Source organism: Entomohabitans teleogrylli (assembly GCF_001484765.1).
Taxonomy (GTDB): domain Bacteria; phylum Pseudomonadota; class Gammaproteobacteria; order Enterobacterales; family Enterobacteriaceae; genus Entomohabitans; species Entomohabitans teleogrylli.
Window position 1 is genome coordinate 81320 of the sequence record NZ_KQ947377.1, and the last position, 18683, is coordinate 100002.

Below are 18683 nucleotides of genomic sequence, written 5' to 3' on the forward strand. Positions count from 1 at the left end.
CATTCCTGCATAATTACATCAAGCGTTGATAGAGATCGCGGTAAGACTGCGCCGCCACCTGCCAGCTAAAATCCATAGCCATCGCCTGACGTTGAACAAAGCGCCACAGTGACGGACGGGACCACAGCACGAAAGCGCGCCGTACCGCCCGCAACAACGACCAGGCGTTGCTATCCTCAAACACAAACCCGCTGGCCGCGCCGTCCGCCAGATTCTCCAGCGAACAGTCAGTTACAGTATCCGCCAGCCCGCCAGTCCTCCTGACCAGCGGCAGTGTACCGTACTTAAGACCATACAATTGTGTCAGACCACAGGGTTCAAAGCGACTGGGCACCAGGATAATATCGGCCCCGCCCATGATGCGATGGGAAAACGCTTCGTGATATCCTATCTGCACCCCCACCTGGCCGGGATGTTCCGCCGCCGCGGCGAGAAACCCTTCCTGGAGCACCGGATCGCCGGCCCCCAGCAGAGCCAGTTGTCCGCCCTGCTCCAGCAGCCCAGGCAGCGCCTCCAGTACCAGATCCAGACCTTTCTGGCTGGTCAGGCGGCTGACCACGGCGAACAGCGGCGCTTTCTCATCCACCTTCAGCCCCATGGCGACCTGCAACTGACGCTTGTTTTCCGCCTTATCTTCCAGCGTATCGCGACTATATCGGGAAGCCAGCTGCGGGTCATGCTCCGGAGACCACACCCGGTCGTCCACGCCGTTCAGAATCCCGGAAAGGCGCCCTTCCCGATGACGCTGGCCGAGCAGCCCTTCCATACCGTACGCGAACTGCGGCTCGGTAATCTCCCGGGCATAGGTTGGGCTGACGGCGGTGATATGGTCGGCGTAAAACAGGCCGGCCTTAAGAAATGAGATTTGGCCGTGGAATTCGAGGCCGTGCATATGAAAGAACGACCAGGGAAGCTGGATATCGTTCATATGGTGAGCATAAAACATCCCCTGGTAGGCCAGGTTATGAACGGTAAACACTGATTTCGCCGGCTTGCCGCGCGCCGCGAGGTAGGCCGGCGCCAGACCGGCATGCCAGTCATGGGCATGCACCACATCCGGACGCCAGAAGGTATCCATACCGCAGGCCAGCTCGCAGCCCACCCAACCCAGCAGCGCAAAACGCAGCACATTGTCGGTATAGGCGTACAGATTGGTATCGTGATACGGGCTTCCCGGGCGATCGTAAAGGTGTGGGGCGTCGATCAAATAAATACCCACGCCGTTATAGTGCCCGTACAGCAGCGCTATCGGGCCGGCAAACGTATTGCGCCGCGTGACGACCTGCGCGTCCGGAATACCGCGACGAATGTCAGGAAATGCCGGCAATAACACCCTGGCATCCATTCCCTGAGCAATTTGCGCCGCAGGTAGCGCGCCAATCACGTCCGCCAGACCACCGGTTTTCAACAAAGGAAACATCTCAGAACAGACATGTAAAACCTGCATTGTCGCTCCCGTTTAAGATAATGGCGCGAAGCGCGCGCCAAACAGTTATTCAGCGCACGGGTTGCCCCGTGCGAGGTCCTTTTCGCCGGACAGCGTCAGCTTTTCAGCCGGGCCAGCATGGCTCGCGTCACCAGCACGATCCCCTCTTCGGAGCGGTAAAAACGACGCGCATCTTCTTCCGCGTTCTCACCGATAATCATACCTTCCGGGATCACACAGGCGCGGTCGATGACGCAGCGCCGCAGGCGACAGGAGCGCCCGACCCAGACATCGGGCAGCAGCACGGCGGAGTCGATATTACAGAACGAATTGACCCGCACCCGCGGAAACAGTACCGATTGCACCACCACGGAGCCGGAAATAATACAGCCCCCGGACACCAGCGAGTTGAGGGTCATCCCATGGCTGCCGGAGCGGTCCTGAACGAACTTGGCCGGTGGCAGGGACTCCATATGCGTGCGAATCGGCCAGTGCTGGTCGTACATATCCAGCTCCGGGGTCACCGATGCCAGATCGAGGTTAGCGCGCCAGTAGGCCTCCAGGGTTCCGACATCGCGCCAGTAGGGCTCAGAGTTCGGATCGGACTGCACGCAGGAGAGCGGGAACGGATGCGCATAGGCATAGCCCGCTTTAGTGATCTTCGGAATAATGTCTTTACCGAAGTCGTGGCTGGAGTTCTCGTCCTTGTCATCCTCTTCCAGCAGTTCATACAGATAGTCGGCATTGAAGATGTAAATCCCCATGCTGGCCAGCGACTTCGTGGCATCGCCGGGCATCGCCGGCGGGTTAGCCGGTTTCTCGACGAATTCGATAATTTTTTCGTCCGCATCCACCGCCATCACGCCAAACGCCGACGCCTCTTCAATCGGCACCGGCATACAGGCCACCGTACAGCGCGCGCCTTTTTCGGCGTGATCGATAAGCATACGCGAATAGTCCTGCTTATAGATATGATCCCCGGCGAGAATCACCACATACTCAGCCTTATAGCGCCGGATAATGTCGAGGTTCTGGGTCACCGCGTCCGCGGTGCCGCGGTACCAGTTTTCACCGTGTACCCGCTGCTGGGCCGGCAGCAGATCGACGAATTCATTCATCTCTTCGCTGAAAAACGACCAGCCGCGCTGGATATGCTGCACCAGGGAGTGGGACTGGTACTGGGTGATGACGCCAATACGGCGAATACCGGAGTTAATACAGTTGGACAGGGCAAAGTCGATAATGCGGAATTTACCGCCAAAATGCACCGCCGGCTTGGCGCGCGTGGTGGTTAAATCCTTTAAGCGGGTGCCGCGGCCGCCAGCCAAAATCAACGCAACGGATTTCATTGGCAGCTGTCGCGCCAACATTAGGGTATCGTTTTTCTCTAACTTCACCATGACTGACTCCTTTTCTATGACTTGTGGAAAACGCACACCCCACGCGCTGGCCCGTGCCACACTCTCGCCATCACCGGGTTATCCTCACCGGCGAACGGGGGTACAGCGCGCCACTCTCCATCGGGTAGTACGATTTCGCCCACATCTTCAGTTGCGTTAATCGTGATAAGCCAGTTCCCGGACAGCTGAATCTGCATACGGCGGATCCCGGCCTGCCATTCTTCCGGCTGTAAAGGCTGCGCGCTCTGGTTGAGCCAGCGCACATTACCGTCTCCCTCTTCCCACCAGCGATTCAGGGTCAGAGCGGGAACGGTATGTCTCAGATGAATCAGCGCCGCCGTGAAGGCGGTTAGCCCGTCACTACGACTCTCCCAGTCCAGCCAGGTCAGTTCGTTATCCTGGCAGTAGGCGTTATTGTTGCCGTGCTGGCTGTGACCGTGTTCATCGCCGGCCAACAGCATCGGGGTCCCCTGCGCCAGCAACAGCGACGTCAGCAGCGAATGAGCGCTCTGGCGACGCCGTTCCGCAATCTCAAAACTGGCGTCAATTCCCTCTATACCATGGTTATTACTGTAATTATTGTCGGTTCCGTCGCGATTCTCTTCGCCATTGGCCTCATTATGTTTATGGCTATAAGAAACGCAGTCGCGCAGCGTAAAACCGTCATGGGCAGTAATCTGATTTATTGTCGCGTGCGGCAGACGTCCCTCGCGGCGAAACAGATCGCTGGAGGCGGCGAAGCGACAGGCGTACTCCCCGAGGGAGCCCCTCTGCTGGAGCCAGAAGCGCCGCATACCGTCGCGGAAATGGTCGTTCCATTCGGCGAACTGCGGCGGAAAATTGCCGACCTGATAGCCGCCAGGACCGATATCCCAGGGCTCGGCGATCAGCTTCACGGCGCTCAGCCGCGGATCGCGCCGGATAGCCTCAAACAGCGGCGCATCCTGGCGAAACGCCGGCGTACGTCCCATCACTGTCGCTAAATCAAACCGGAAACCATCGACATGGCAGGTTTCCACCCAGAACTTCAGGCAGCCGATGGCGAAGTCCACCACCCGCGGATGGCTGAGGTTGAAGGTGTTGCCGCAGCCGGTCCAGTTGTGGTAGTCGCCCCCTTCCTGCAGCCAGTAGTAGCTGCGGTTATCGATACCGCGGAACGAGAATGTCTGACCATCGAGATCGGTCTCCGCGCTGTGGTTAAGCACAATATCGACAATCACCTCAATACCGGCCTTATGCAGCGCCTTTACCGCGTCGCGAAATTCGTCCAGCGCCGCCTGCGGCTGATGACGACTGGCGTAACGGGGCTCCACGGCGTACATCGCCAGCGGGTTATAGCCCCAGTAATTGGACAACCCAAGGCGCTGCAGGCGCGGCTCGCTGGTAAACTGCGCCACCGGCAGCAGTTCGACGGCGGTAATCCCCAGGCGCCGGAAATAGTCGATCATCACCGGATGCCCCAGCGCCGCGTAAGTCCCACGCAACGCCGGCGGAATATCCGGATGGCGCATCGTCAGGCCGCGTACGTGGGCTTCGTAAATCACCGTTTGCCCCCACGGCGTGGCGGGAGGAGCGTCATTTTGCCAGTCATACCGATCGTCAAGCACCACGCATTTCGGCATTACCGGGGCGCTGTCCTGCGGGTCAGGCGTATCACGGCCATCGTGCAGCAGCGGATGGTCGCTCACCGGACCATCCAGCCCCCGGGCACAGGGATCGAGTAGCAGTTTCGCCGGGTTAAAGCGCTGGCCCTGATGGGGTTCCCAGGGCCCATAAACCCGGTAGCCGTAACGCAACCCCGGTCTGGCGCCGGGCAGATAACCGTGCCAGATATCACCGCTGCGCGCCGGCAGCGTATAGCGCAACTCTTCGTCGCGCTCATTAAAGACGCACAGCTCCACCTGCTCAGCGTGGGCGGAAAACAGCGTGAAGTTCACTCCCTGACCATCAAAGTGGGCGCCGGACGGCGCCGCCTTTCCCGGCGTCAGCGCGAGTAACGTCATTCCGCCTCCCGCACCAGCCAAATCGTCGCCAGCGGCGGCAACGTAACGCTCAGCGAATGATCGCGGCCATGACTGGGGATAGCATCACTGTGCACCGCGCCGCCGTTGCCGGCATTGCTACCGTGGTAATGCATGGAATCGGTGTTCAACGTCTCGCGCCAGCGTCCGGGCTGGTTGATACCAAAGCGATAGTCATAGCGCGGCACCGGCGTGAAGTTACTGGCGACGATAATCTCATTGCCCTGCTTATCCCGGCGCACGAACACCAGCACCGAATTCGCCTTGTCCTCAACGACCAGCCATTCGAAACCGTAGGGGTCGAAATCCAGCTCATACAGCGCCTTATGATGGCGGTAAGTAAAGTTCAGATCGCGCACCAGCCGCTGTACCCCGTGGTGCCAGTTGTCGCCGCCTTCCAGCAGATGCCAGTCGAGGCTGGCGTCATGGTTCCACTCCCGCCCCTGGGCGAATTCATTGCCCATAAACAGCAGTTTTTTACCGGGGAAAGCCCACATCCAGCCATAGTAGGCGCGCAGGTTGGCGAACTTCTGCCAGGCATCTCCCGGCATGCGATCAAGGATCGATTTTTTACCGTGGACCACTTCGTCATGAGACAGCGGCAGTACAAAGTTTTCAGTGTAGTTGTACAACATGCCGAAGGTGAGTTTTTCGTGGTGGTACTGGCGATACACCGGATCGAGCTTCATATAATCCAGGGTGTCGTGCATCCAGCCCAGATTCCACTTGTACCAGAACCCAAGCCCGCCGTCAGACGGCGGACGCGACACGCCGGCGAAATCAGTGGACTCTTCCGCCATGGTCACCGCGCCGGGCACCTGCTCGCCGATAATACGGTTGGTATTGCGCAGAAACGCTATTGCTTCGAGGTTTTCCCGACCGCCATATTCATTGGGGATCCACTCCCCCTCTTTGCGGCTGTAGTCGCGGTAAATCATCGACGCCACCGCATCCACCCGCAGGGCATCAATACCGAAACGCTCCATCCAGTACAGCGCGTTCCCCACCAGATAGTTGCTGACTTCCCGGCGGCCATAGTTGTAGATCAGCGTATTCCAGTCCTGGTGATAGCCTTCCCGGGGATCGCTGTGCTCATACAGCGCGGTGCCGTCAAAATCCGCCAGCCCGAACTCGTCGGAAGGGAAGTGGCCGGGCACCCAGTCGAGGATCACATTGAGACCCGCTTCATGAGCGGCATCGACGAAATAGCGGAAGTCGTCCCGGGTGCCGAAACGGCGGGTCGGCGCGTACAGCCCGGTCGGCTGATAGCCCCAGCTACCGTCGAACGGATGTTCGTTCACCGGCAGTAATTCCAGATGGGTAAAGCCCATACCTTTGGCGTAGGGGATCAACTGGTCGGCCAACTCACGGTAGCTCAGCCAGAAGTTGTTATCGGTGTGGCGTCGCCAGGAGCCGAGGTGCACTTCATACACCGAAATCGGGGCATCCAGGCGGTTGGCCTGCTGGCGTTCCGGACTGAGCTGAACCTTTTCCGGCAGCCCACAAATCAGCGAGGCGGTTTCCGGGCGCATCTGCGCCTCAAACGCATACGGATCGGCTTTAATACGCAGCTCGCCCCGGGCGTCAATCATCTCAAACTTGTAGAGCTGCCCGCTGAGGGCGCCGGGCACAAACAGTTCCCAGATACCGCTTTCCTGACGCAGACGCATCGGATGGCGGCGGCCATCCCAGTAGTTGAACTGCCCGACCACCGAGACCCGGCGGGCGTTGGGAGCCCAGACCGAAAAGCGCGTACCGGTCACTCCGTCCATGGTCGTGGGGTGGGCGCCGAGATTTTCATAGGGACGCTGATGGGTGCCTTCAGACAACAGCCAACTGTCCATCTCCTGAATCAGGGGACCAAAGCGGTATGGATCGTCGATGAGATTCTGTTGGCCATGCCAGACCACGGCCAGTTGATAGCGGAAAGTATTTTTGCGGCGCGGCAATACACCGGCGAAGAAGCCACGGGAATCAAGGCATTCCAGTTTTCCGACCTTGCGACCGGTCTTCGGCTCAATGACCCACACATCGGTGGCGTCGGGAAGTAACGCGCGGACCTCAAGCCCGGCATCGGTTTGGTGCATTCCCAGCACAGAAAAAGGATCGGCAAAGTGGCCGGCAATTAGCGCATTAATCACGTCTCTTTCTAAACGAACGGACATGCTAGTCATCCTGTATATGTGTCAGCGTTGTACGACCTGAGCCCGACAGCGCATGACTGACTTTTTTATGTGACCTGAACGAGTCTTTTTCAAGGTTCCTGAGATCCCGTTCAACCTTCAGCCAGGGCGAACCCTAACCTTAAGCATAGCCAACGCGTTATCTTACTCCTGAGAAATGATGGAACATCCGCGTTACTCCTTGCATTACGCATTAAAAGGGGCGTACATCAGTACACCCCAAGGTTAGCAAAATCGCCCTTACGCCAATTGACGCAACATGCGGCGCAACGGCTCCGCCGCCCCCCACAATAGCTGGTCGCCGACAGTAAACGCAGAGAGGAACTCCGGTCCCATATTCAGCTTGCGCAGGCGGCCAACCGGCGTGGTCAGCGTGCCTGTAACCGCCGCCGGCGTCAGTTCGCGCATCGTTATCTCCCGATCGTTCGGCACCACTTTTACCCAGTCGTTATGGCTGGCGAGCATCGATTCGATAGTGGACAACGAGACATCTTTCTTCAGTTTGAGAGTGAACGCCTGGCTATGGCAGCGCAGCGCGCCAACCCGCACGCACAGACCATCTACCGGAATAGCCCGGGCAGTATTCAGAATTTTGTTGGTTTCCGCCTGGCCCTTCCACTCTTCGCGGCTCTGGCCGTTTTCCAGTTGCTTATCGATCCACGGGATCAGGCTACCGGCCAGCGGTACGCCAAAGTTATCCACCGGCAGCGCGCCGCTGCGCGTCAACCGGGTCACTTTACGTTCAATATCAAGGATCGCGGAGGCCGGATCGGCCAGTTCCGCGGCGACTTCACTGTGCAACTGGCCCATCTGGGTCAGCAGTTCGCGCATATGGCGCGCGCCGCCGCCGGAGGCCGCCTGGTAGGTCGCCACAGAGACCCACTCCACCAGATCATTAGCGAACAGGCCGCCAAGTGACATCAGCATCAGACTTACGGTACAGTTGCCGCCGACAAAGGTCTTGATCCCTTTATTGAGGCCATCCTGGATGACGTGCTGGTTCACCGGGTCGAGAATAATGATGGCGTCATCTTTCATACGCAGCGAAGAGGCCGCATCAATCCAGTAACCCTGCCAGCCGCTTTCACGGAGCTTCGGATACATTTCGTTGGTATAATCGCCGCCCTGGCAGGTCACGATAATGTCCAGCGCCTTCAACGCTTCCAGGGAGTATGCATCCTGAAGCGTGCCGCCAGCGTGCCCGCCGAACGCGGGGGCTTCCTGCCCGAGCTGGGAGGTAGAAAAGAAAACGGGGCGAATCGCGTCGAAATCGCGCTCTTCAACCATGCGCTGCATGAGTACGGAGCCGACCATACCGCGCCAGCCGATAAAACCAACATTTTTCATAACCAATATTTCCTGCAGAGGTGTGTGCGTTTTGTGTGTACCAGTACCAAACCGGAACTTCCTTCACCTTACAAAATGCAGCCAAAGTCGCAAGTGAATTTAATCAATGATCTCCGTACCATCAGAAACGCAACTTATTAGCAGAAACTACTCATTATTATCACGGACAACTATTAATGAATGAAATCATTTCCGCCGCCGTTTTGTTGATCCTGATTATGGATCCATTAGGAAATTTACCTATTTTCATGTCGGTGTTAAAACATACCGAGCCGAAGCGACGCCGGGCTATCATGATCCGTGAACTGCTGATTGCTCTGGCGCTGATGCTGGTATTTCTGTTCGCCGGCGAAAAAATTCTCTCATTCCTCAATTTGCGGGCGGAAACGGTCTCTATTTCCGGCGGGATTATTCTGTTTCTGATCGCCATTCGCATGATCTTCCCCAGCCAGTCCGGCACCACCAGCGGCCTGCCCGCCGGCGAAGAGCCGTTTATCGTACCGCTGGCTATTCCGCTGGTGGCCGGTCCGACCCTACTGGCTACCCTGATGCTGTTATCCCACCAGTATCCGAACCAGATGGGCCACCTGGTGATCGCTCTGATGTTGGCCTGGGGCGGTACGGTCGCCATTCTGCTGCAGTCGTCGCTGTTTTTACGCTTGCTGGGTGAGAAAGGCGTTAACGCGATGGAACGCCTGATGGGATTGATTCTGGTAATGCTGGCCACGCAAATGTTTCTCGACGGCATCCGGGCGTGGATGAAGGGATAAAAACGCCGCGATGGGTGACCAACCTCATCTTATTGCTGAACTGACTGATAACCACAACGGAGGAAAAACCACGCTTTTCCTCCTTTATCCGCCGTCTGACGCCGCGAATTTCGCGGCGTTTTTTCAGCTTAACAGGCTAAACGCTATCATCCCGACCAGCGCCCCGACGGTGCCGAGGAGGGTTTCCATCATCGTCCAGGTTTTCAGGGTCTGTGCCTCACTGGCGCCGGTAAAACGACCATACAGCCAGAATCCGGCATCATTGACATGGCTGACCACAATCGAGCCGCCGCCAATACAAATCGACAGCGCCGCCAGTTGCGCCCCGGAAAAATGCAGTTGGCTTATCACCGGCATCACCAGACCGACCGCCGTCAGACAGGCCACGGTCGCCGATCCCTGAATAATGCGCACCGCCGCAGCGAGGATAAAACAGGTCACCGCGATCGGCAGCCCCATACCGGTCAGCGATTCGCCAAGGGCCGGACCAACGCCGGAATCCACCAGCACCTGCTTAAACACGCCGCCGGCGCCGATCACCAGCAGAATAATCCCCGCGGGCTGCAGCGCGTGGCCGCAAATCTCCATCACCTTCTCTTTCGCCATCCCCTGGCGCATCGCCAGACCGTAGATAGCCACCAGACAGGCGATCAGAATGGCGATAAACGGGTGACCGATAAACTCCAGCCACTGATACAGTGGCGACCCTTCCACCGTAAAGCGCGCGGCGATGGTTTTCATCCCCACCAGCACCAGCGGCAGCAGAATCAGCGACAGACTGAAGCCGAAGGAGGGCAGTTTGCCTTCCCCGAGATGGGGCTCGCTAATATCGTCAGGAATGTTCAGCTCAACATAGCGACTGATGAAATTGCCAAACAGCGGACCGGCGATGATCATTCCGGGGATCGCCGCACACAGGCCGATAAGAATCATCCAGCCGAAATCGGCATGCATCTGGGAGGCCAGCAGCATCGGCGCCGGCCCGGGCAGCAGAAACGCCGCCGCGGCAGCTACGCCGGCAAACAGCGGGATCACCAGTTTAACCAGGTTAGTGCCGGTATGGCGGGCCATCGAAAAAGCGACGCTGATCAGCAGCACAATCGCCACTTCAAAGAACAACGGCAGCGCGCAGATCAATCCCGCCAGACCGATCGCATAGTGGGCGCGGCTGTGGCCGAAGGATTTGAGCATTTTGACCGCTATCTGATCCACCGCCCCGGTTTCATGCAGGATTTTGCCGAACATCGCCCCCAGCGCCACCACCACGGCCAGAAAGCCGAGCGTGCCGCCCATGCCTTTCTCCATCGTTGCGGCTATCTTTTCAAGAGGCATACCGGAGAACAGGCCGGCGCCAATAGAAACCACCATCAAAGCGACAAAAGCGTGCATCCGCGCCTTCATCACTAAAAACAGCAGCAGTAAAACCGAACCTGCTGCTGTTAAAACAAGCGATAATGTACTCACTGCCACTGCCTTTATTTATTAATTAGCGCAATGGTGCTGGCGACGACGTCGTCCAGCGTCTGGTCGATATCCACAACCAGTACATCACGTTCATCGGCCTGCGGCTCTTCCAGAGCGGCGAACTGGGTTACTAACATTTGCGGTTTAAAGAAATGGCCTTTACGCGCCTTCAGACGGCTTTCAATCAGCTCGTAATCCCCTTTCAGATAGATAAAGGAGAGATTCGGGTTACCGTCGCGCAGCATGTCACGGTAATGCTTTTTCAGGGCCGAACAGACAATCAGCGACACTTTATTGGTGCGCTGCATGGCAAACGCCGCGTCGTTCAGCGCCTTCAGCCACGGCGCGCGATCGTCATCGTTCAGCGGCTCGCCGGAGGCCATTTTCATAATATTGCTGCGCGGATGGAGAAAATCGCCATCGAGGAATGCGGCTTGCAGCCTGTGGGCCACTTCGCTGGCGACGGCAGATTTTCCGCTGCCAGAAACGCCCATCAGGACGTAAATGTGGTGCTCAAGGTTAGTCGTGCTCATAGCGTAACTCCTGGTAGGACAATGGTTACGTAATCAAGAAATGTTACGGGTAACTGTTATCGGTAACATTGTCTGCCTGTAGAGCAGTCACAGGCAATAACCATTCGCTTTCAGAGTGAATAAGTGTGAACTACTTCAAAAAACATCGCTCAGATGGAGCCTCCCGGCGACAGCGTAAACCCCAGGTCGAGCATCTTCGGGGTGATGGTTTCCCCGCGGATACGCGCCAGTAAACGCTCGGCGCCGATACGCCCCATTCGTTCGCGCGGCGTCAGCACGCTGGCCAACTGAGGCTCCAGCACCTGACCGATATCATGGCCGTGAAAACCGGCAATCGCCATATCATCAGGAATGCGCAGCCCGAGGCGCTGGCACTCAAAAGAAGCGCCAACGGCCAGGTCATCGTTAGTGCAGAAAATTCCGTTCAGTTGCGGATATTCGCGCCGCGCCTGGCGGAACAGATCGATACCGGTAGAGTAAGAAGAGGACTGCTCGGCCATCACGCTATAGGGCGTCAGCCCCGCGTCGCGCATCGCCTGCTCATAGCCTTTCTGTTTCATAATGGTACGCTCGTCCATTCGCGCCCCGAGGTAGGCGGTATGGTGATGACCGCGCTGGATCATCGCCGCCGTCATCTGCCGCGCCGCCTCGACGTTGTCGAAACCGACAGCAATATCCAGGCACGGCGAAACACTGTCCATCAGTTCCACCACCGGAATCCCGGCCACTTCAATCATCTTCAGGGTGCGCGGCGTATGAGTACGCTCCGTGAGGATCAACCCGTCAATATTCCAGGAGAGCATCGACTCCAGGCGTTCCTGCTCCATCTCCGGCTTATAGCCATAGTGCGCCAGCATCGACTGATAGCCAAACGCATCGGTGACGCTTTCAATACCGCGGATCACTTCGGCGAAAACCTGGTTAGTCAGGGAGGGCAGCAGCACGCCGATGGCGCGACTGGTGGCATTGGAGAGAATATCCGGCGCCCGATTCGGGATGTATCCCAGCTCGTCCAGCGCCGCGGCAATCTTTACCTGCAACGCCGCCGACACCTGATCGGGGTTACGCAAAAAACGGCTGACCGTCATTTTGGTCACCCCAACGCGGTCAGCCACATCCTGAAGTACCGGTCTTCTCTTTTTCATTGTCCTGAAGGCATAGTCAATTCAACGCCCGACAGTGTACCACGGACAATAAGCAACCTTCTCCTGTTACGGAGAAGGTTGAGGAAATATCAGACCGTCAGTTATACCGGCGGCAGATCAAACAGCAGAATTTCGCTATCGCCATTAGCATGAACCGAGATAGCCTGCTCATCCCACACCGCAAAACCATCGCCGGTAGAAGCCACTGTGCCATTAATGGCGACATCACCCCTCACCACCTGAATCCAGACGCGTCGCTCAGCGGCAATCTGATAGACCGACTGCTCGTCTTTCGCCAGCGCCCAGCGGTACAGTTCCATATCCTGGTAGACCTTCAGGGAGCCATCGCGGGCGTCCGGCGACAGTACCAACTGGCGCCCCTGCGGCGCGTCGAACCGGCGCTGCTCGTAGCGCGGCGTGATCCCGGTAGTTTCCGGAATAATCCAGATTTGGTACAGGTGCAGCGACTCGCTATTGCTCGGGTTATATTCCGAATGGCGGATACCGGTACCGGCGCTCATGATCTGGAATTCACCAGCCGGCACCTGCTCTTTGTTACCCATGCTGTCCTGATGCTCTACGGTACCTTTCAGTACATAAGTCAGGATCTCCATATCTTTATGGGGATGGGTGCCAAAACCCTGACCGGGGTCGATGGTGTCATCGTTGATCACCCGCAGCGCCGAAAACCCCATAAAATTCGCATCGTAGTAGTTTGCAAAAGAGAATGTGTGCCAGCTATCCAGCCAACCGTGATTAGCATGGCCGCGGTCTTCAGCTTTACGTAAGTAGATCATGTTATCCCCCTCGGTAGTTGGTGAACCCGCTCATATCGGGTTGATGGATACAGTGTGGACCCGATCACTAAACGATGATAGAGGGTGAAAATTGACGCCTCTGTTCAAAAAAAATGAACAAGCGCCAAAATGCCAGTGCATGCCAGATAATTAACGCTTTCACTATTTATCAGCCGATAACGCAGGAAGGCGCCAGACCATCAGTTTCACTGAACAACCGCGGCTCGGCGCTGCGCCATAATTAGCTGAAGATCAATATGGCGCAGTAAAAGATACTTCCTGAGAATATCGATAATATGTGTTATTCACGGCTGTCGCGGCGAGATAATTATCTGTTTCCGCTACTAATTCTGAATTAACAAAAACCAGAGAATCTGGCACAGAAAGAAAAAATCACAGTGGTAAACTGTACGTTTCACCGGGGTCGGCTAACATAGCGGGAAGACAAGGATATGTCATACTATTTCCTTAATACAGGATTGTTCTTCTGGCTCGTTTCCCTGCTCGCCTGGTGTTTTAATTCCCCTTCTGTTTCAGTTACATGCGGCATATTGTCATTGATATCATTTGTACTTCAATGCGTTTATAAAAGGATCTTTGCTATGTTTGGGAAAAATAAATCATCAAAAGAAACCGAGATGCCGGAAATTAAAACCGTCGTCGCTCCCCCGCCAGTAGCGGTAGCGGAAGATACGGTTCGTGAAGAAAAACAGAATAATACCGTTATCTCCCAGGATGTACGCTTTGAAGGCAATATCATCGCCTGCGGCCAGGTCTATATCTATGGCGAGGTACACGGCAACATTGAATCGGACGGCGGGATTGTCAAAGTTATGCGCAGCGGCAGAGTCGAGGGCAACATCCTGTGCCGCGAGCTGATTATCGACGGCGCCGTCGATGGCCAGTGCCGGGCGGAAACCGTTGACGTGTATGAAAACGGCAAGGTGACCGGCACCCTGAACTACAGCGCCCTGTCGGTAAAAAAAGGCGGAACCGTCAGCGGTCAGATAGACCATACGCCGTCAGAAAAAGCGCCAGCGAAGAGCAAAACCACGCCGGTTATCCCGCTGCACTCGCCGCAGCCGACGCTGAACGACAAAGTCGCCGAGCAGTAATCTCCTTCTGCCGCCGCCGGATGGCGGCGCGCTTCCCTGTTCGCAAAGCAAAAAAAAGCCAGCACGCGGCTGGCTAAGAAATACTGGAAGCAATGTGAGCAATGTCGTGCTTTCAGGTTCACACCGAGGCGGTCTCCCCTGAACGCATGACAATAATAATCATTATCATTCGCATGTGTCCAGCGTTTTTTGCAAAAAAATCGCGTTTACCTTATTCGAGAAACCAATGATGTTTAAAGGGTTTTTCTAACCCCCTGAGCCGCGAAGCAAATTACGCAGACCATAGTGATATCCTGCGACACCGCAGCCCTGCGACAAACCCACGCCTGAGTCGGAAAGTAACGGCCCTGCACCACGGCGCAGTGCCGCCGCCTTGTTTTATCCGCGCGCCCGGAAGCGTCACCGTCCGTGGCGGATTAAAACCCGGCCGTCAGTGAGTCCTGCGCCCGGGGATCGGATGCGCCGAGCAGGGTGCCATCCGGACTAATCATAATGCTCTGCGCTTTACCCATCGCCGGCTTCACCACCACATTCTGCCCTTTCTGAGTTAGCAGCTTCAGGGTATCCGGGCTGAAGCCTTTCTCGACGCGCAGTTCATCCGGCAGCCATTGATGATGGAAACGCGGTGCGCTGGTGGCTTCCGCGACATTCATCCCGAAATCAACGGTATTAATGATCATCTGCAATACCGTGGTGATAATCCGGCTACCGCCCGGACTGCCGGTCACCAGCCAGGTTTTGCCCTCTTTCACCACAATGGTCGGCGACATGGACGACAGCGGCCGCTTCTTCGGGCCCACGGCGTTCGCCTCACCGCCCACCAGTCCGTAAACATTGGGGACGCCAGGTTTGGCGGAGAAATCATCCATCTCATTATTCAGTAAAATACCGCTATTGCCGGCCACAATGCCGCTGCCAAAGGTGGTATTCAGGGTATAAGTCACCGCCACCGCATTACCGTCGCGATCCACTACCGAATAGTGAGTGGTCTGGTCGCTTTCATAAGGGGCCAGGTCACCCGGTTTAATCTCCCGGGACGGGCGCGCTTTATTAATATCGATCTGCTGCGCCAGCGATTTGGCGTAGGCTTTGCTGGTCAACGCCTGCCACGGTACGCGGACAAAATCCGGGTCCCCCAGATACTCTGAACGGTCGGCATAGGCATACTTTTCTGCTTCCGCGACGATCTGTAACGCGTCAGCGCTGCCAAAACCATATTTTTTCAGGTCGAAGTTTTCCAGAATATTAAGGATCTGGACGATATGGATGCCGCCGGATGACGGCGGCGGCATGGAGAACACCTGGTAGCCGCGGTACTCGCCGCTGACAGGCTTACGCTCCACGGCCCGGTATTGCGCCAGATCCTCTCTGGCGATCAGCCCACCGTGGCTAGCCATCTCTGCGGCGATTTGCTCAGCAATCGCCCCTTTATAAAACGCGTCCGGACCGTTTTCGGCAATCAATGTCAGGCTGTGCGCCAGATTCGTCTGTACCAGCTTATCTCCTTTCGCCAGCGGCTGGCCGTCAGCTTTCCAGAAAATCGCTTTGCTGGCGGGATGAGCGGGCAACACCTCGCTGCCATACTGTTGGAGATCGTCCGCCAGCGCATCATTGACAATGATGCCGTCTCTGGCCAGCGCGATCGCCGGCTGAATCACTTTATTAAGCGGCATAGTGCCATATTTTTCCAGCGCCAGGCTCAGCCCCGCGACCGTGCCTGGCGTGCCGGACGCCAGATGCGAGGCCAGGGATTTTTTACTGTCGGCGTTACCCTGTTGATCAAGAAACATATCGCGACTGGCCCGCGCCGGCGCCATCTCGCGAAAATCGATCGCCGTAGTGACGCCCTCCTTAGTACGCAGCAGCATAAAACCGCCGCCGCCCAGGTTCCCGGCCTGCGGATAGGTCACCGCCAGCGCATAGCCCACCGCCACCGCGGCATCCACCGCATTCCCCCCCTGGCGCAGGATCTCCACGCCGACCTGAGTGGCCCGGGCGTCTACCGACGCCACCATCCCCCGGGAGGCCCGCACCGGATGAAAAATATCCTCTTCCACGCCATAAGATACCGGCGCGCCCTGCGGCGGCGCGGCGGCGGCCGGCAGACACAGGCCCGCCATCAGCAGCGCCAGCAGTAGCTGGCATAAACGTTTTCCAGTCGCCATGAGATTCTCCCGTCATTATTCTGGTTGTGATGTCGCTGTTTTATCCTGGCGTAAAAAACCGCAAAGTACACGGCAGTGCGGCGTGGAAGGGGTAAACTATAAGAATGTGACCTGAAAAGAGATGAATGTGATGAAACTGCAATCCGCAATCCTGCTGGCGTTACTGCTGCCCTGCATCAGCGTTGCACAGCCGCTAAACGTCACCAACAATCCCAACCAGCCCGGCTATCAGATCCCCAGCCAGCAGCGTATGGAAAGTGAAATGCGCAGTCAGCAGTTGCAGCAAAAAAGTAATCTGAATATGCAATTGCAGAATCAGAATCGCCAGCAACAACAGCAGCTACAGAGTCAGTTAAACAGCAGTAGCCAGCGCATTCAACAGTCGCAGCCGGGGCAGTTGAAAGCCAATCAGCAGACGCTGCCCAACAGCGGCGGCGGGATGCTGAATCAGAACCGCCAGAAACTGGCGCCCTGATACCCGGCGAGGGCAAGGCATCAGGGAAAGATTAGCCGTGAAAATCCGCGCCGATCAAATCAATACGATCGGTGCAAATAGCGTCCACGCCCCAGCGCAGCAATTGGCCAGCGCGACCGGGATCGTTGACCGTATACACCAGAATCCGCAGCCCGGCGTCTTTGAGCAGCACGGTACGCTGTTCATCCAGCAGCCGGTAATTAAGGTGAATCGAAACACACTCCAGCCGCCGGGTCAGCGCCTGCCAGTCCTCCCGCCATTCGTCGAGCAATAACCCTCTGGGCAGCTCCGGCGCTGCCTGACGGGCGGCTTCCAGGGCGCTGATATCAAAAGAGGACAGCAACGGCGGCGTCATCCCCTGCCACAGCGTCCGCGCCGCCAGCGCCACCGCTTTGCCGGTCTCCGGCCCGCTACCGGTGGTGGGTTTGATTTCAATGTTGGCCATCATCGCGTGCCGGCGACAGCGTTCCGCCACCTGTGAAAGCAGCGGCAGCGGCTCCCCTTTGAATTCACCGCTGAACCAGCTTCCCGCGTCAACGCGCAGCAACTCATCCCAGGTCAGCCTTCCCGCCACGCCCCAGCCATTACTGGTGCGATCCAGGGTATCGTCGTGCAGCAGGAAGATATGCCCATCCCGGGACAATTTAGCGTCAAATTCAATCATGGTATGGCCGTAGCGCGCGCCGACGTCAATCGCCGCCAGGGTATTCTCCGGAGCCAGTTTTCCGCCGCCGCGGTGGGCGACAATCTGCGGATAAGGCCAGTTACTCATAGTCGTTGTCCTGTTTGCCCGTCAAAAAAGTGCAGGTGCGACGGCGGCAGATGGAGCCATAGCTGGCTGCCTGGACGAGGCCGATCCTGGTGGCCCAGCCGCGCCACCACTTTCTGCTCTCCCCAGCGTCCGTGCGCCAGGTTATCCGCGCCGAGCATCTCAAGGGTGTCCAGCGTCAACGGAATGCCGCCCGCCGCCTGTGAGCTTAGCGCAATATGTTCCGGGCGAATACCCAGCGTGATCTGACGCCCGGCCAGGCTAATGCCGGCAATGTCCAGCGGCAGCGCCATGCCGTTTTTGAGAATAATGCGCGTGCCGCTCTCATCCATCCGTCCATCCAGCAGATTCATGGCAGGACTGCCGATAAAACTCGCCACAAAGCGGCTGGCCGGCTTTTCATACACCTCCACCGGCGTGCCAATCTGCTCCGCCACGCCCTTGTTCATTACCATCACCCGCTGGGCCAGCGTCATCGCTTCGACCTGATCGTGAGTCACATACAGACTGGTGGTTTTCAGTCGCCGGTGCAGTTGCTGCAGCTCCAGGCGCATCTGACCGCGCAGTTTCGCGTCGAGATTCGACAGCGGCTCGTCAAACAGAAATACCGCCGGATCGCGCACTATCGCCCGTCCCATCGCCACCCGCTGGCGTTGACCGCCGGACAGTTCCCGCGGCCGACGCTGTAGCAGTTCCCCGAGTTCGAGAATCCGCGCCGCCTCCTGAACCCGCTCCGCGATATGTGACTTGCCCATGCCGCGAATTTTCAGCCCCCAGGCCATGTTCTCCGCCACATTCATATGCGGGTACAACGCATAGTTCTGGAACACCATAGCAATACCGCGCTCTTTCGGCTCCAGTTCGGTCACCCGCAGCCTGTCGATCCAGATATCGCCGCCGCTGACCCGTTCCAGACCAGCCACCATCCGCAGCAGAGTCGATTTCCCGCAGCCGGAAGGCCCGACCATAACAATAAACTCGCCGTCCGCGACATCGAGAGTCAATGGTTGAATCACCTGGGTTTTGCCGTCCCAGCTTTTGCTCACAGCCTGTAATTTCAATCCTGCCATAAC

At 57.3% G+C, this 18683-nt stretch carries 15 protein-coding genes; 3 read left to right on the top strand and 12 right to left on the bottom strand.

The window, feature by feature from the left end; translation table 11 throughout:
* Positions 1 to 13: 13 nt before the first annotated feature.
* From glgA to asd, 5 genes are all read right to left on the bottom strand, one after another.
* The gene (gene glgA, locus AQ981_RS03610; RefSeq protein WP_058910403.1) at positions 14 to 1447 is read right to left on the bottom strand and encodes a glycogen synthase GlgA; all 1434 of its coding nucleotides are present in this window, start codon (positions 1445 to 1447) and stop codon (positions 14 to 16) included.
* Positions 1448 to 1542: 95 nt separating this feature from the next.
* Positions 1543 to 2826 (bottom strand): glucose-1-phosphate adenylyltransferase, encoded by a 1284-nt coding sequence (gene glgC / locus AQ981_RS03615; RefSeq protein WP_058910404.1) that lies wholly within the window; start codon positions 2824 to 2826, stop codon positions 1543 to 1545.
* A 14-nt stretch (positions 2827 to 2840) separates the two neighbouring features.
* Complete coding sequence (glgX, locus tag AQ981_RS03620) at positions 2841 to 4829, bottom strand: glycogen debranching protein GlgX (RefSeq protein ID WP_058910405.1); 1989 nt, start codon at positions 4827 to 4829, stop codon at positions 2841 to 2843.
* Positions 4826 to 7012, bottom strand: a complete 2187-nt coding sequence (glgB, locus tag AQ981_RS03625) for a 1,4-alpha-glucan branching enzyme (RefSeq protein WP_058910406.1) — start codon at positions 7010 to 7012, stop codon at positions 4826 to 4828. The genes glgX and glgB overlap by 4 nt, the downstream gene beginning before the upstream one ends.
* 258 nt (positions 7013 to 7270) lie before the next feature.
* Positions 7271 to 8377, bottom strand: coding sequence for an aspartate-semialdehyde dehydrogenase (gene asd / locus AQ981_RS03630; protein ID WP_058910407.1), 1107 nt, complete (start codon positions 8375 to 8377; stop codon positions 7271 to 7273).
* Between the two features lie 176 nt (positions 8378 to 8553).
* On the opposite strand from asd, the gene AQ981_RS03635 reads away from it, so the two are divergent.
* A complete protein-coding gene (locus AQ981_RS03635; RefSeq protein WP_058910408.1) occupies positions 8554 to 9147 on the top strand; it encodes a YhgN family NAAT transporter in 594 nt (197 codons plus the stop codon).
* A 123-nt stretch (positions 9148 to 9270) separates the two neighbouring features.
* Here AQ981_RS03635 and gntU read toward each other — a convergent pair whose 3' ends face one another.
* The 4 genes from gntU to AQ981_RS03655 all read right to left on the bottom strand — a co-directional run bounded on the left by gntU (position 9271) and on the right by AQ981_RS03655 (position 13086).
* On the bottom strand, positions 9271 to 10611 hold the full coding sequence (gene gntU / locus AQ981_RS03640) for a gluconate transporter (RefSeq protein WP_058910409.1): 1341 nt from the start codon (positions 10609 to 10611) through the stop codon (positions 9271 to 9273).
* A gap of 11 nt (positions 10612 to 10622) precedes the next feature.
* The gene (gene gntK / locus AQ981_RS03645; protein WP_058910410.1) at positions 10623 to 11144 is read right to left on the bottom strand and encodes a gluconokinase; all 522 of its coding nucleotides are present in this window, start codon (positions 11142 to 11144) and stop codon (positions 10623 to 10625) included.
* A 149-nt stretch (positions 11145 to 11293) separates the two neighbouring features.
* Positions 11294 to 12289, bottom strand: coding sequence for a gluconate operon transcriptional repressor GntR (gene gntR, locus AQ981_RS03650; RefSeq protein ID WP_058910411.1), 996 nt, complete (start codon positions 12287 to 12289; stop codon positions 11294 to 11296).
* Between the two features lie 101 nt (positions 12290 to 12390).
* Entirely contained in the window at positions 12391 to 13086 is a 696-nt protein-coding gene (locus AQ981_RS03655; protein WP_058910412.1) for a pirin family protein, read from the bottom strand.
* A 602-nt stretch (positions 13087 to 13688) separates the two neighbouring features.
* Between AQ981_RS03655 and AQ981_RS03660 the strand changes: the two genes are divergently transcribed.
* Positions 13689 to 14201 carry a bactofilin family protein gene (locus tag AQ981_RS03660; protein WP_058910413.1) on the top strand — a complete coding sequence of 171 codons (513 nt, stop codon included), beginning with the start codon at positions 13689 to 13691 and terminating at the stop codon, positions 14199 to 14201.
* A 416-nt stretch (positions 14202 to 14617) separates the two neighbouring features.
* Here the strand turns inward: AQ981_RS03660 and ggt are convergent, their stop codons facing one another.
* Positions 14618 to 16366, bottom strand: coding sequence for a gamma-glutamyltransferase (gene ggt, locus AQ981_RS03665; protein WP_058910414.1), 1749 nt, complete (start codon positions 16364 to 16366; stop codon positions 14618 to 14620).
* Between the two features lie 130 nt (positions 16367 to 16496).
* Between ggt and AQ981_RS03670 the strand changes: the two genes are divergently transcribed.
* Positions 16497 to 16841, top strand: coding sequence for a DUF2756 domain-containing protein (locus AQ981_RS03670; RefSeq protein ID WP_249226260.1), 345 nt, complete (start codon positions 16497 to 16499; stop codon positions 16839 to 16841).
* Positions 16842 to 16872: 31 nt separating this feature from the next.
* Here AQ981_RS03670 and ugpQ read toward each other — a convergent pair whose 3' ends face one another.
* Both ugpQ and AQ981_RS03680 read right to left on the bottom strand, forming a co-directional pair.
* Positions 16873 to 17613 (bottom strand): glycerophosphodiester phosphodiesterase, encoded by a 741-nt coding sequence (gene ugpQ / locus AQ981_RS03675; protein WP_058910415.1) that lies wholly within the window; start codon positions 17611 to 17613, stop codon positions 16873 to 16875.
* Complete coding sequence (locus AQ981_RS03680) at positions 17610 to 18680, bottom strand: sn-glycerol-3-phosphate import ATP-binding protein UgpC (protein WP_058910416.1); 1071 nt, start codon at positions 18678 to 18680, stop codon at positions 17610 to 17612. The genes ugpQ and AQ981_RS03680 overlap by 4 nt, the downstream gene beginning before the upstream one ends.
* Positions 18681 to 18683: the final 3 nt, after the last annotated feature.